The sequence below is a fragment of the Mycolicibacillus trivialis genome (assembly GCF_002102395.1).
Lineage (GTDB): Bacteria > Actinomycetota > Actinomycetes > Mycobacteriales > Mycobacteriaceae > Mycobacterium > Mycobacterium triviale.
Genome location: NZ_LQPZ01000047.1, coordinates 23416 through 37781 on the forward strand (window position 1 = coordinate 23416; position 14366 = coordinate 37781).

Genomic DNA, 14366 nt, shown 5'->3' on the forward strand with positions numbered 1-14366 from the left:
ATGCAGCGGATCATCGGTACCGAGGTCGAATACGGCATCTCCTCGCCGTCGGATCCGGCCGCCAACCCGATCCTGACCTCCACGCAGGCCGTGCTGGCCTACGCCGCTGCGACCGGCCTCCAGCGCGGCAAACGCACCCGATGGGACTACGAGGTGGAGTCGCCGCTGCGCGACGCCCGCGGATTCGACCTGAGCCGCAGCGCCGGACCGCCACCGGTGGTCGACGCCGACGAGGTCGGCGCGGCCAACATGATCCTCACCAACGGCGCCCGGCTCTACGTCGACCACGCCCACCCGGAGTACTCCGCGCCGGAGTGCACCGACCCGATGGACGCCATGATCTGGGACAAGGCCGGCGAACGGGTGATGGAGGCCGCGGCGCGCCATGTCGCCAGCGTGCCGGGCGCCGCCAAACTGCAGCTGTACAAGAACAACGTCGACGGCAAGGGCGCCTCCTACGGCTCCCACGAGAACTACCTGATGAGCCGCCAGACCCCGTTCTCCACGATCATCGCCGGCCTCACCCCGTTCTTCGTCTCCCGGCAGGTGGTGGTCGGCTCCGGGCGGGTGGGGATCGGTCCGGCCGGTGAGGAGCCCGGCTTCCAGCTCACCCAGCGCGCCGACTACATCGAGGTGGAGGTCGGCCTGGAGACCACCTTGAAACGCGGGATCATCAACACCCGCGACGAGCCGCACGCCGACGCCGACAAATACCGTCGCCTGCACGTCATCATCGGCGACGCCAACCTCGCCGAAACGGCGACCTACCTCAAGCTCGGCACCACCTCACTGGTGCTGGATCTGATCGAGGAGGGCCCCGAGCACGGCCTGGAACTCACCGACCTGGCGCTGGCGCGGCCGGTGCACGCCGTGCACGCCATCAGCCGCGACCCGTCGTTGCGCACCGCGGTGGCCCTGGCCGACGGCCGGGAACTGACCGGGCTGGCGTTGCAGCGCATCTATCTGGAGCGGGTCGCCAAACTGGTCGACCGTCGCGACCCGGACCCCCGTGCCACCGATGTCCTGGAGACCTGGGCGCGGGTACTCGACCTGCTCGAACGCGACCCGATGGAGTGCGCCGACCTGCTGGACTGGCCGGCCAAGTTGCGGCTACTCGAAGGGTTCCGTCAGCGCGAGAACCTGGCCTGGTCGGCGCCGCGGCTGCACCTGGTCGACCTGCAGTACTCCGACGTTCGGCTGGACAAGGGCCTGTACAACCGGCTGGTGGCGCGCGGCTCGATGCGCCGGCTGGTCAGCGAGCAGCAGGTGCTGCACGCCGTCGACAACCCGCCCACCGACACCCGGGCCTATTTCCGGGGCGAGTGCATGCGCCGGTTCGGGTCCGACATCGCCGCCGCCAGCTGGGATTCGGTGATCTTCGACCTGGGCGGCGACTCGCTGGTGCGCATCCCGACCCTGGAGCCGCTGCGCGGCAGCCGGGCCCATGTCGGCGAGCTGCTGGACTCGGTGGACAGCGCCGTGGAACTGGTGGATCAACTCACGACTTGAGCGCCACGTACCGCGGGCGGCCGGGCCCCGGGCGGTAGGCTGAAGAAGCTGGCGGACGCGGGTTGCGTCCGCCAACGACCAAGCAGGAGGCAGCTGATGGCGCAGGAGCAGACCAGGCGCGGCGGAGGCGGGGGTGACGACGACCCGACCGGTGACACCGGGGCGGGGCAGGAACGTCGCGACAAGCTGGCCTCGGAGACCGACGACCTGCTGGACGAGATCGACGACGTGCTGGAGGAGAACGCCGAAGACTTCGTGCGGGCCTACGTGCAGAAGGGCGGCGAGTGACCTGGATGTTCGGTGACCATCAGGGCCTTCACCTCGCCACGACCGGCTCCGGTTTCACCGAGCTCTCCTCGTTTTCGGACCTGCTGCGCCGCCAGGCGCCCGACCTGCTCCCGATGACCGCGACCACCGACAGTGTCGGTGACCAGCTGCCGCACGGCACCACCATCGTCGCGCTCAAATACCCCGGCGGGGTGGTGGTCGCCGGGGACCGTCGGGCCACCCAGGGCAACATGATCGCCGGGCGCGACGTGCAGAAGGTGTACATCACCGACGAATACACCGCGACCGGGATCGCCGGCACCGCCGCCATCGCGGTGGAGTTCGCGCGGCTCTACGCGGTGGAACTCGAACACTACGAGAAGCTCGAAGGCGTGCCGCTGACGTTCGCCGGCAAGGTCAACCGGCTGGCGATCATGGTGCGGTCCAACCTGGGCGCGGCCATGCAGGGGCTGATCGCGCTGCCGCTGCTGGCCGGCTACGACATCGACGCCGCCGACCCGCGCTCGGCCGGGCGGATCGTCTCCTTCGACGCCGCCGGTGGCTGGAACCTCGAGGAGGAGGGCTACCAGTCGGTGGGGTCGGGCTCGCTGTTCGCCAAGTCTTCGATGAAGAAGCTCTACACGCAGGTGCGCGACGCGGATTCGGCGCTGCGGGTCGCCATCGAGGCCCTCTACGACGCGGCCGACGACGACTCGGCGACCGGTGGCCCGGACCTGGTTCGCGGCATCTACCCGACCGCGGTCACCATCGACGCCGACGGCGCCGACGAGGTGACCGAGCAGCGTATCGCCGAACTGTCCCGCGAGATCATCGAAAGCCGCACCCGCGCCGACACATTCGGCCCCGATGGCACCGGCGAGCGGGGTGGGCAGTGAGCTTTCCGTACTTCATCTCGCCGGAACAGGCGATGCGCGAGCGCAGCGAGCTCGCCCGCAAGGGGATCGCGCGCGGCCGCAGCGTGGTGGTGTCGTCCTACGCCGACGGTGTGCTGTTCGTCGCCGAGAACCCGTCGCGGTCGCTGCAGAAGGTCAGTGAACTCTACGACCGGGTCGGTTTCGCCGCGGTCGGCCGGTTCAACGAGTTCGACAACCTGCGCCGGGGCGGGATCCAGTTCGCCGACACCCGCGGTTACGCCTACGCGCGCCGCGACGTGACCGGCAGGCAGCTGGCCAACGTCTACGCCCAAACCCTGGGCACCATCTTCACCGAGCAGGCCAAGCCCTACGAGGTGGAGCTCTGCGTCGCCGAGGTGGCGCACTACGGCGAGACCAAGCGCCCCGAGCTGTACCGGATCACCTACGACGGCTCGATCAACGACGAGCCGCATTTCGTGGTGATGGGCGGCACCACCGAGCCGATCATCACCGCGATGAAGGACTCCTACACCGAGAACGCCGGCCTCGCCGACGCCGTGCAGGTCGCGGTGCACGCGCTGCACGCCGACGACGGGGAGGCCGCCGAGCCGCGGGTGCTCGGGCCGGGAACGCTGGAGGTGGCGATCCTCGACGCCGGCCGGCCCAAGCGGGCGTTCCGGCGGATCACCGGGGCCGCGCTGGAGGCGCTGCTGCCCGAGCGGCCGGCGGGAACCGCCGAGTAGGTGTTGTCGGCGCCGGTCGTGGCCGACGGCCACACCCTGAAATCGACGATGCAGGACGTGATCGTGCTGATTTTTCCGCCTATAATCCGGCCTGGGTGTCGATTTCAGGGTGCTTCGTAACCTAGTACTGAGCTCGGCGGGTTTGCTCCTCGGTGAGGTTGTCCAACTGTGTTTCACTGGCGGCTGGCGACGCCGCCGGGATGCCCAGCACGGCAGCGGCTTCCCCGGTGGGGCATGGCATATCACCAGCAATCACGATGCGGCCCTTACTGATCCAACCCGCACATCGACCACGCCCGATCAGCAATCTCGCGTATCGGTAGATCTGCGCGACTCGGTGGCTCGACTAGGCCGCCGGGGCGTACCCGCGCGGCCTGGGCCATGTCGGCGTCGTACACGGTGACCATATCGTTGAGTGCGGAGCGGATGTGCGGACTGGCGTCAGGGTTTTCCAGCAGCGCAGCTCGCAGCATGGCGGCCGCTGGCAGGATGTCCATGCCTGTTCTATCCGGCTTCGGGATGACCGCGTTGCTGATGGCGTAGGTGGTGCACAGGTTGACGTCTTGGGTATGACGGGTTTCTGCGCTGACGACCGCTGGTGGCGGTGCGCCTTCGGGTGTAGGCGCTGCGATAGTGGTCGGGGTTGCGGCGGTCATGATGGCCCCGGCGATCGCGCCCCCGGCTGCGGCGGCGATCAGCGCGGCGGCTATTGCTGCCCGGTTGTGTTGCCGCCGTGGCGGTGTGGAGGCGGGCCAGGGTGGAAGCCCGCCGGTGGTCGCCGGGGGTGGGGCGTGCAGGATGGCCATGGTCTATGTCCTCCCGCACACTTCGGCCGCCCGGTGGAACGCCTTATCGGAGGCGTCGCGGTCCCATACTGGCGGTTGGGCGAGTCCGCGCTGTCGCACCTGGGCCAGCGCTGCCATCACTCCCTCGTAACTGGTCAACACATCCGTCATGGCTGCCCGAATCTCGGGACTAGCGTCAGGGTTTTCTAGCAACGCCACCCGCAGCTCGGCGGCGGCTGGCAGCACGTCCATTCCGGTTTCGGCGTACTTCGGTGCTGTCGCGTGCAGGGTGATGTAGGTGGTGCACAGTCGCACGTCTTGGGTGTGGATCTCCGCAGCGCTGGGCCCACTGGCCGCCGGCGGCGGCGGTGCGGCCGCGTCGGTGTCGGGGCGCGCCTGGCTCATCAGCAGCGACCCTGCGATACCGCCGCCGAGGGCCACCGCAGCCACCAGCACCCCCAGCCCGGCACGTGTCCACCACCGCCGCGCGCTGCGATCAGAGGACTCGGGCATGCGCCGCGGCGGCGGGGCCGGCCACCCCGGACCACCCACCGCCGGGGGCGGCGGGGTCATCACCGGCTGGACCCCGGTGGCAGCAGGCGACCACGGCGACACCGGGGCGCCGGGCGCCGCGTTCGGCCCGCCGGTGTTCATCGGGTGTGTCACTGCCGCCTCCCAGGTCAAACGCTTAGCTCTGGTGCGGTCAGCCTACGGCTCCGCTACTGCCGTGTGGGGGGCTTGACGACAAAGTGAAGGCTTCAGTCCCTCCGTTGTGGATAACTCGCGCAACAGAGGCACCCAGGGGAGCGGGGTGGCCGCCGTTCCTTTCGGCACCGTCGAAAGGAACGGCCGATCAGTATCGAAGCTGATTCTGAATCAGATATACGCATCGTCGCAGCGCATGCAGCGCATACTGCGTCACCGCCCGTCGGCGCGGCCGGGCCGCGCCGTGGCGACCCAACCAGTAGGCTCAAGCCGTGCAGCGACGAATCATGGGCATCGAGACCGAGTTCGGCGTGACCTGCACATTTCACGGCCAACGCCGACTGTCGCCCGACGAGGTGGCGCGTTACCTGTTTCGCCGGGTGGTGTCCTGGGGGCGCAGCTCCAACGTGTTCCTGCGCAACGGGGCGCGGCTCTACCTCGACGTGGGCAGCCACCCCGAGTACGCCACCGCCGAATGCGACAACCTGCTGCAGCTGGTCACCCACGACCGCGCCGGGGAGCGGGTGCTCGAAGACCTGTTGGTCGACGCCGAGCAGCGGCTGGTCGACGAGGGCATCGGCGGCGACATCTACCTGTTCAAGAACAACACCGATTCGGCAGGCAACTCCTACGGCTGCCACGAGAACTACCTGATCGTGCGCGCCGGGGAGTTCTCCCGCATCTCCGACGTGCTGCTGCCGTTCCTGGTCACCCGCCAGCTGATCTGTGGTGCGGGCAAGGTGCTGCAGACCCCCAAGGCCGCCACCTTCTGCCTGTCCCAGCGCGCCGAGCACATCTGGGAGGGCGTCTCCAGCGCCACCACCCGGTCCCGCCCGATCATCAACACCCGCGACGAACCGCACGCCGACGCCGAGAAATACCGCCGCCTGCACGTGATCGTCGGTGACTCCAACATGAGCGAGACCACCACCCTGCTCAAGGTGGGCACCGCCGCGCTGGTGCTGGAGATGATCGAGGCCGGCGTCGCGTTCCGGGACTTCTCCCTGGACAACCCGATCCGCGCGATCCGGGAGGTCAGCCACGACGTCACCGGTCGGCGGCCGGTACGGCTGGCCGGCGGACGGCAGGCCAGCGCGCTGGACATCCAGCGCGAGTACTACGGCCGGGCGGTGGACTACCTGGCCAACCGGGCGCCGACACCCGAACTGCAGCAGGTCATCGACCTGTGGGGCCGCCAACTCGACGCGGTGGAGAGCCAGGACTTCGCCAAGGTCGACACCGAGATCGACTGGGTGATCAAACGCAAATTGTTCCAGCGCTACCAGGACCGCTACGACATGGAACTGTCCGACCCCAAGATCGCCCAGCTGGACCTGGCCTACCACGACATCAAGCGCGGGCGCGGTGTGTTCGACCTGCTGCAGCGCAAGGGCCTGGCAGCCCGGGTGACCACCGACGAGGAGATCGACGCGGCCGTCGACACCCCGCCGCAGACCACCCGCGCCAAGCTGCGCGGGGAGTTCATCAGCGCCGCCCAGGCCGCCGGGCGTGACTTCACCGTCGACTGGGTGCACCTCAAGCTCAACGACCAGGCGCAGCGCACCGTGCTGTGCAAGGACCCGTTCCGGTACGAGGACGAGCGGGTCGCGCGGCTGATCGCCAGTATGTGACCGGCGCGCCGGGACCGGCCCGCGCGGCGGTGCTCCGGTTAGGCTGTGGCCGTGGCGGAATCCAAAGTCGAACGGCTGCTCAACCTGGTGATCGCGCTGCTGTCCACCCGCGGATATCTCACCGCCGAGAAGATCCGCGCCACCGTGGTCGGCTACGACAACGACAGCGACGACGCCTTTGCCCGGATGTTCGAACGCGACAAGAGCGAACTGCGCGACCTGGGCATCCCGCTGGAGACCGGCCGGGTCTCCTCTTCGAGCCCGGTGGAGGGCTACCGGATCAGCGTCGGCGACTATGCGCTGCCGGAGATCACCTTCACCTCCGGTGAGGCGGCCGCGGTGGCGGTGGCCGGCCAGCTGTGGGAGACCCCCGAACTGATCACCGCGACCCAGCGGGCGCTGCTGAAGCTGCGCGCCGCCGGCGTCGAGGTCGACCCGGACGCCTCCACCGCTATCGCCCCGGTCACCGAGCGGCCCGGCCTGCGCGGCGCGGGCGCGGTGCTCAGCGGGCTGCTGTCCGCGATCGACAACGGGCAGGCTGTGCAGTTCGACCACCGCCCCTCCCGTAGCCAGCCCTATACGCAGCGCACCGTCGAACCGTGGGGCGTGCTCACCGCCAAGGGTCGCTGGTACCTGGTCGGCCACGACCGCGACCGGGACGACACCCGGGTGTTCCGGCTCTCCCGCATGGGCGACACCGTCACCGCGGTCGGGGAGCCCGGCGCGGTAACCCGGCCCGCCGACGCGGACCTGCGGCAGATCGTCACCGACGCGGTCGCCGGCTCGGCGACGACGGTGACCGCCCGGGTGTGGGTGGCCGCGGACCGCGGCGTGGCACTGCGGCGTTCGGGTATCGCGGTCGAGGAACGCCGCCTCGGTGAGCGGGACGGCACGGTGATCGAACTGCAGGGCGATGCGCTGGGCCGGCTGGCCCGCACCGTCGCCGGCTACGGTGCCGACGCCGTGGTGCTGGAGCCGCCCGAGTTGCGCGAGGAGGTCCTCGCCCGGCTGCGGGCCGTCGCGAGCGACGAGATGGAGGTGGCCGGCTGATGCGCCCGATCTCCGAGCGGCTGGTGCGGCTGCTCAACATGGTGCCGTACTTCCAGGCCAACCCGCGGGTGCACCGCGCCAAGGCGGCCACCGACCTGGGTGTGACCGAAGAGCAGTTGGTCGACGATTTGAACCTGCTGTTCGTCAGCGGCCTGCCCGGCCATTACCCCGACGACCTGATCGATTTCGTCGACATCGACGCCGACCACATCGAGGTGACCTTCTCCGCCGGGCTCGACCATCCGCTGCGGCTGACCTCACCGGAGGCCACCGGGCTGCTGATGGCATTGCGCGCCCTCACCGACATCCCCGGGGTGGTGGAGCCGGAGGCGGCGCGCAGCGCGATCGCCAAGATCGAGGCGGCGGCGGGGGCGGCCACCGCCGACCAGACCGAAGCGGCCGCCGCGGTCGACGAACCCGCCCCGGCGGAGGGCGACGCCGCGGCCGCGGTCCGCCAGGCCGTCACCGACGGCCGGGCGCTGAGCATCGACTACTACGCCGCCTCCCACGACACCCTCACCACCCGGATGGTGGACCCGATCCGGGTCGTGCTGATCGGCAACCACAGCTACCTGGAGGGCTGGTGCCGCGAGGCCGACGGCGTCCGGCTGTTCCGGTTCGACCGGATCGTGGACACCACCGTGCTCGACGAGCCTTCGGCGCCGCCGGAGCCGGCCGTGGCGGCCCCGACCGACATGTCGCTGTTCACCGCCGACCCGGGCCTGCCCGCCGCTACCTTGCTGGTGGCGCCGTCGGCGGCCTGGATGTTCGAGTACTACCCGATGCGGGTGCTCAACGAGCTGCCCGACGGCACCTGCGAGGCGGCGATGACCTACGCCTCCGACGACTGGATGACTCGGCTGCTGCTGGGCCTGGGCGGGCAGGTGCGGGTTCTGGAACCGGAGAGCCTGGCCCAGCGGGTGCGCCGGGGCGCGGCCGCGGCGGTGGCCGCCTACGACGCGGCGGGACGCTCGGCCTAACCGGGCCGGCGGGCTGCGGTAGCATCGTGGCGACGTCTGGAGGTAACCAAAGTGGGCAGTCTTAGTCCGTGGCACTGGGCGATCCTGCTGGTCGTGGTGATCGTCCTGTTCGGTGCCAAACGGCTTCCCGACGCAGCACGATCGCTGGGCAAGTCGTTGCGGATCTTCAAATCCGAGGTCCGCGAGCTGCAGAACGAGGGCAGGGCGGAGACTCCGGCGAGTCCCGCCGCGCCGCCCACCGCGGTGCAGTCCGAGCGCGTCGACCCACCCGCGGCCGACGGACGGGCCTCCTAACCCGGCCTCGACCCCGGCGTGCGGCGCGGCCGCACGCCTCGACTTCTGATGGTGCGCACCCAGGGATTGTTCAAGCGGCTCGACCCGCGTCAACGCCGCAGCCGCACCAACCCGCACGGCACGATGGCGCTCGCCGACCACCTGCGCGAGCTGCGGACCCGGCTGCTGATCTCCCTGGCCGCGATCTTCCTGACCACGATCGCCGGATTCCTGTGGTATTCGCATCCGGTGTTCGGGCTGGAAAGCCTCGGCGAATGGTTGCGTCACCCCTACTGCGCACTGCCGCCGTCGGCGCGTGCCGACATCAGCGCCGACGGGCAGTGCCGGCTGCTGGCGACCGCCCCGTTCGACCAGTTCATGCTGCGTCTGAAGGTGGGGTTGGCCGCCGGAGTGGTGCTGGCCTGCCCGGTCTGGTTCTACCAACTGTGGGCGTTCATCACCCCGGGGCTCTACCAGAAGGAGCGCCGGTTCGCGGTCACCTTCGTGGTCTCCGCGGTGGTGTTGTTCGTCGCCGGGGCGCTGCTGGCCTACCTCGTGCTGGCCAAGGCCCTGCACTTCCTGCTCACCATCGGCAGCGACGTGCAGGTCACCGCCCTCTCCGGCGACCAGTACTTCGGCTTCCTGATCAACCTGCTGCTGGTGTTCGGCATCAGCTTCGAGTTCCCGCTGCTGATCGTGATGCTCAACGCCGTCGGCGTCCTCAGCTACCAGCGCCTCAAAAACTGGCGGCGCGGCCTGATCTTCGTGGTGTTCCTGTTCGCGGCGATCTTCACCCCCGGCTCCGACCCGTTCTCGATGATCGCGCTGGGCCTCGCGCTGACGCTGCTGCTGGAGTTCGCGATCCAGATCGCCCGCCTGCACGACAAGCGCAAGGCGAGACGCGCCGCGGCCGCGGAGGCGTTGGCCGACGACGAGGCGTCGGTGCTCGAGGACCCGTCACCGGTCGCCGCACCCGGCCCGATCACCCGCACCGATGACGACGCCACCTGAGTCGGAACTGGCCCGCTTCACCGCGGACCTGCCGTTCGCCCTCGACGAGTTCCAGCGCCGGGCCTGCACCGCCTTGGAATCCGGCCACGGCGTCCTGGTCTGCGCCCCCACCGGCGCGGGCAAGACCGTGGTGGGAGAGTTCGCGGTGCACCTCGCGCTGGCCGGCGGCGGCAAGTGCTTCTACACCACCCCGTTGAAGGCGCTGAGCAATCAGAAGCACACCGATCTGAGCGCCCGCTACGGCGCCGAACACATCGGTCTGCTCACCGGCGACCAGTCGATCAACGGGGACGCCCCGGTGGTGGTCATGACCACCGAGGTGCTGCGCAACATGCTCTACGCGGATTCACCGACCCTGCAGGGACTTTCCCACGTAGTGATGGACGAGGTGCACTTCCTGGCCGATCGGATGCGCGGCGCGGTCTGGGAGGAGGTGATCCTGCACCTACCCGAACCGGTGCGGCTGGTCAGCCTCTCCGCCACGGTCAGCAACGCCGAGGAGTTCGGCGGCTGGATCCAGACCGTGCGCGGCGACACCACCGTCGTCGTCGACGAGCATCGCCCGGTGCCGCTGTGGCAGCACATGCTGGTCGGTAAGCGGCTGTTCGACCTGTTCGACGCCGACGGCAAGACCGGCGCGGTCGCTCCGGAACTGCTGCGGCACATCAGCCACCGCCGGGAAGCCGACCGGCTCTCCGACTGGCGGCCGCAGCGCCACCGCGGCGGACCGGTCCGGGTCTTCCGGCCGCCGGCCCGCCCGGAGGTGATCGCCGCGCTCGACGGCGCCGGGCTGCTGCCGGCCATCACGTTCGTGTTCTCCCGGGCCGGTTGCGACGCGGCGGTGCGCCAGTGCCTGCGCTCGCCGCTGCGGCTGACCACCGAAGCCGAGCGCGCGCGCATCACCGAGGTCATCGAGCGGCGCTGCGCGCACCTGGCCGACGCCGACCTGGGGGTGCTGGGCTACTACGAATGGCGCGAGGGGCTGCTGCGGGGGATGGCCGCCCACCACGCCGGGATGCTTCCCGGGTTCCGCCACACCGTCGAGGAACTGTTCACCGCCGGACTGGTCAAAGCCGTGTTCGCCACCGAGACCCTGGCGTTGGGCATCAACATGCCGGCCCGCACCGTGGTGCTGGAGCGGCTGGTGAAATTCAACGGCGAAGAGCACGCCCCGCTGACGCCGGGGGAGTACACCCAGCTGACCGGGCGGGCCGGGCGCCGCGGCATCGACGTCGAGGGCCACGCGGTGGTGGTGTGGCAACCCGACGTCGAACCGGCCGACGTGGCCGGGCTGGCCTCCACCCGCACCTTCCCGCTGCGCAGTTCGTTCGCGCCGTCGTACAACATGACGATCAACCTGGTGTCGCGGATGGACACCGAGCAGGCGCACCGGCTGCTGGAGCAGTCCTTCGCCCAGTACCAGGCCGACCGGTCGGTGGTGGGGCTGGTCCGCGGTGCCGAGCGGGGCCGGGCGATGCTCGCCGAGATCGCCGCCGAACTCGGCGGCGCCGACGCCCCCATCCTCGACTACGCCCGGCTGCGCGAGCAGATCTCCCAGCGGGAGAAGGCCCAGGCCCGCGCCTCCCGGCTGCAGCGGCGCCGCGCCGCCAACGACGCGCTGGCCGGGCTGCGCCGTGGCGACATCATCACGATCAGCCACCGCCGCCGCGGCGGGCTGGCGGTGGTGATCGAGGCCGCCCGCGACGACCTGGACCCGCGGCCGCTGGTGCTGACCGAGCACCGCTGGGCGGGCCGGATCTCCTCGGCCGACTATCCGGGCGCGACACCGCCGCTGGGCACGATGCGGCTGCCCAAGCGGGTCGAACACCGCCAGCCGCGGGTCCGCCGGGACCTGGCGTCGGCGCTGCGTTCGGCCGCCGCCGGGCTGGCGGTGCCGCGGCGCGACCGCGGCCGCGGCGACGAACCGGCCGACCCGGAGTTGCTCAAACTGCGCGCTCGGCTGCGATCCCACCCGGCGCACCACACCGCCGACCGCGACGAGGGGTTGGCCGCCGCGCAACGCTACCTGCGCATCGAACGCGACAACGCCCAGCTCGACAAGAAGGTGGCGGCGGCGACGAACTCGCTGGCCCGCACCTTCGACCGGATCGTCGGGCTGCTCACCGAACGCGGTTACATCCGCAGCTCGCCGGACGGGGATCTGACGGTCACCGACGACGGTCGGTTGCTGGCCCGCATCTACAGCGAAAGCGACCTGTTGGTGGCCGAATGCCTGCGTACCGGCGCGTGGCAGGGGCTCAAGCCCGCCGAGCTGGCCGCGGTGGTCTCCGCGGTGCTGTTCGAGACCCGCGGGGACGGCCACGGCGGTATCCACGGCGCCGACGCTCCGTCGGCGGGGGTGCGGCGCGGCCTGCAGAACACCCTGCGGCTGTCGGCGCACCTGCGCACCGACGAGCAGCGGCACCGGCTGGCCACCGGCCGCGAGCCCGACGACGGGTTCGCGGGCGCGGCCTATCACTGGGCCCGCACCGGTGACCTGGCGACCGCGCTGGCGGCCTCCGACGTGACCGAGACCGGCAGCCCGCTGTCCGCCGGGGATTTCGTGCGCTGGTGCCGTCAGGTACTCGATCTGCTCGATCAGGTCCGCAACGCCGGCCTGCAGCCCGAACTGCGTCGGACGGCGCAGCAGGCGATCGGTGCGATTCGGCGCGGCGTCGTCGCGGTCGACGGAGGGTAGGCCGGTAGGGTGGGCGCGAGCAGCGAGGCCGAAACGCAGTGACACAGGAGATGGCATGAGCGGACCGCAGGGACCGGACCCGACGGAAGCCTGGCAGCCCCCGGCCGGATCGGGGGAGAACCCGCAGCCGGCCGATTCGGGTCAGCCGGGTGCCACGGTGCCGCCCGCCGAGCCGTCGCCGTGGCAGCCGACCGGCTACGAGCAGGAATACCCGCCGACCTACCCGGCGGTGCCCGGGTACCCGCAGCCCGAGCAGTACGGCCAGCCCACCCCGTACGGGTCGCCGGGCCAGCCCTACGGCCAGACCGCCGAGTACCCCCCGCCGGGCCAGTACGGGCATCCCACCCAGTACGCGCAGCCCGGCCCGTACGGTCAGCCCACCGACTACAGCGCAGCCGGACCCTACGGCCAGCCCGGCCAGCCCGGCCAGCCGCAGCCCGGCGCCCCCGGCGGCCACGACCACCACCTGGTCGCCGATGCCCGCAAGAAATTCCTCGGGATGCCGATCAGCGGTCGCGCCGCGGTCACCCTGGCCGCGCTGACCGGAGCGATCGTCGTGGCGGTGCTGGTGCTCGGGCTGGTGTGGCCCGGTTTCCTGGTCACCACCAAGCTCAACATCGACAAGGCGCAGGCCGGGGTGCAGCAGGTCCTCAGCGACGACACCAACGGCTACGGCGCCAAGAACGTCAAGGACGTCATCTGCAACGAGGGCCGCGGCAATCCGACGGTCAAAAAGGACGACACCTTCGACTGCGAGGTCAGCATCGACGGCAGCAAACGCAAGGTGACCGTGACCTTCCAGGACGACTCGGGCACCTACGCCGTCGGCCGGCCACGCTGACCGGTCACCCGGCACCGGCCGCCCGCAGCGCGGTCTCCAACCGGCGCACCGACGAGCCCACTCCATAGCGTTCGCCAAGCGCCGCAACGCGATCGGGATCGGCGGCGCCTGCAGGCAGCGCGTCGCCGGGTAGGGACAACTCCACCGCCGCGTCGGTGACCACCCGCACCACCGGCCCGGCGATCTCGATGTACTCGTCGGCGGCGGTCAGCTTCGCCCGCACCCCGGCGGCCATCGCCGACCCCGGATCGGCCGCCGCCGACCGGATCGCCGCCAGCGAACCGTGCTCGGACAGCAGCCGCGCCGCGGTCTTCTCGCCGATCCCGGGCACCCCGGGCAGCCCGTCGGAGGGGTCACCGCGCAACAGCGCCAACTCGGCGTAGGCGGCCCCGGCCCGCTCCGCGGGCACCCCGTAGCGTTCGGCCACCTCGGCCGGGCCGAACAGGGTCGCTTTGGCCAGCCCGCGGCCGAGGTAGAGCACCCGCACCGGGACCGGGTCGTCGGCGACCACCTGCAGCAGGTCGCGGTCACCGGAGACGACCACGACGGGGTCGGTCGTCTCGGCGGCCGCCAGGGTGCCCAGCACGTCGTCGGCCTCCAGGCCCTCGGCGCCGCCGGTGGCGATCCCGAATGCGTCGAGCACCTCGAGGATCACCTCGACCTGCGGCCCCAATTCGTCGGGCATCTCCTCGACGTCGGGTTCCTCCGCCTCGATCTCCTCCACCCGGTGCGCCTTGTAGGACGGCAGCAGTTCCACCCGGAACCGGGGGCGCCAGTCCAGGTCCAGGCACACCACCAGCCGGCCCGGCCGCTGCTGGGTGACCAGGGTGGCGACCGAGTCCAGGAACCCGCGGACCGCGTTGACCGGCATGCCGTCGGGCGCGGTGATCGACGACGGCACCCCGTAGAAGGAACGGAACCACATCGAGGCGCCGTCGAGCAGCAGCAGCGGAGCGGGCATGCCCGCCATGGTATTTCCCACCCGGATCGCCGATGTC

At 70.7% G+C, this 14366-nt stretch carries 14 protein-coding genes; 11 read left to right on the plus strand and 3 right to left on the minus strand.

Features of this window, described 5'->3' with window-relative positions; genetic code table 11:
• The 4 genes from dop (at nt 1) to prcA (ending at nt 3394) form a co-directional block, all read left to right on the plus strand.
• Nucleotides 1-1509 (plus strand): depupylase/deamidase Dop, encoded by a 1509-nt coding sequence (gene dop, locus AWC30_RS16185; protein ID WP_085111268.1) that lies wholly within the window; start codon nt 1-3, stop codon nt 1507-1509.
• A 96-nt stretch (nt 1510-1605) separates the two neighbouring features.
• Nucleotides 1606-1797: a ubiquitin-like protein Pup gene (locus AWC30_RS16190; RefSeq protein WP_085111269.1), complete on the plus strand. Its 192-nt coding sequence runs from the start codon at nt 1606-1608 to the stop codon at nt 1795-1797.
• Between the two features lie 5 nt (nt 1798-1802).
• On the plus strand, nt 1803-2672 hold the full coding sequence (gene prcB, locus AWC30_RS16195) for a proteasome subunit beta (RefSeq protein WP_085111323.1): 870 nt from the start codon (nt 1803-1805) through the stop codon (nt 2670-2672).
• On the plus strand, nt 2669-3394 hold the full coding sequence (gene prcA, locus AWC30_RS16200) for a proteasome subunit alpha (protein WP_085111270.1): 726 nt from the start codon (nt 2669-2671) through the stop codon (nt 3392-3394). The genes prcB and prcA overlap by 4 nt, the downstream gene beginning before the upstream one ends.
• Nucleotides 3395-3660: 266 nt before the next feature.
• Here prcA and AWC30_RS17635 read toward each other — a convergent pair whose 3' ends face one another.
• Entirely contained in the window at nt 3661-4200 is a 540-nt protein-coding gene (locus AWC30_RS17635) for a hypothetical protein (RefSeq protein WP_133053710.1), read from the minus strand.
• Nucleotides 4201-4203: 3 nt separating this feature from the next.
• Nucleotides 4204-4845 (minus strand): hypothetical protein, encoded by a 642-nt coding sequence (locus tag AWC30_RS16205; protein WP_133053711.1) that lies wholly within the window; start codon nt 4843-4845, stop codon nt 4204-4206.
• A 311-nt stretch (nt 4846-5156) separates the two neighbouring features.
• On the opposite strand from AWC30_RS16205, the gene pafA reads away from it, so the two are divergent.
• Genes pafA through AWC30_RS16240 form a run of 7 tightly spaced genes read left to right on the plus strand, consistent with a single transcriptional unit; the run spans nt 5157 to nt 13368 of the window.
• Nucleotides 5157-6515, plus strand: a complete 1359-nt coding sequence (gene pafA, locus AWC30_RS16210) for a Pup--protein ligase (protein ID WP_109562109.1) — start codon at nt 5157-5159, stop codon at nt 6513-6515.
• Between the two features lie 51 nt (nt 6516-6566).
• Entirely contained in the window at nt 6567-7565 is a 999-nt protein-coding gene (locus AWC30_RS16215) for a helix-turn-helix transcriptional regulator (protein ID WP_085111324.1), read from the plus strand.
• On the plus strand, nt 7565-8545 hold the full coding sequence (locus AWC30_RS16220) for a helix-turn-helix transcriptional regulator (protein ID WP_085111273.1): 981 nt from the start codon (nt 7565-7567) through the stop codon (nt 8543-8545). Before AWC30_RS16215 ends, AWC30_RS16220 begins: the two co-directional genes overlap by 1 nt.
• Before the next feature lie 51 nt (nt 8546-8596).
• Entirely contained in the window at nt 8597-8839 is a 243-nt protein-coding gene (gene tatA / locus AWC30_RS16225) for a Sec-independent protein translocase subunit TatA (RefSeq protein ID WP_085111274.1), read from the plus strand.
• Between the two features lie 51 nt (nt 8840-8890).
• Nucleotides 8891-9829, plus strand: a complete 939-nt coding sequence (gene tatC / locus AWC30_RS16230) for a twin-arginine translocase subunit TatC (protein WP_109562110.1) — start codon at nt 8891-8893, stop codon at nt 9827-9829.
• Nucleotides 9813-12527, plus strand: coding sequence for a DEAD/DEAH box helicase (locus AWC30_RS16235; RefSeq protein ID WP_085111276.1), 2715 nt, complete (start codon nt 9813-9815; stop codon nt 12525-12527). Before tatC ends, AWC30_RS16235 begins: the two co-directional genes overlap by 17 nt.
• Nucleotides 12528-12582: 55 nt before the next feature.
• Complete coding sequence (locus AWC30_RS16240; RefSeq protein WP_085111277.1) at nt 12583-13368, plus strand: DUF4333 domain-containing protein; 786 nt, start codon at nt 12583-12585, stop codon at nt 13366-13368.
• 4 nt (nt 13369-13372) lie between these two features.
• Here AWC30_RS16240 and AWC30_RS16245 read toward each other — a convergent pair whose 3' ends face one another.
• Nucleotides 13373-14329 carry a 5'-3' exonuclease gene (locus AWC30_RS16245; protein ID WP_085111325.1) on the minus strand — a complete coding sequence of 319 codons (957 nt, stop codon included), beginning with the start codon at nt 14327-14329 and terminating at the stop codon, nt 13373-13375.
• Between the last annotated feature and the right edge of the window lie 37 nt (nt 14330-14366).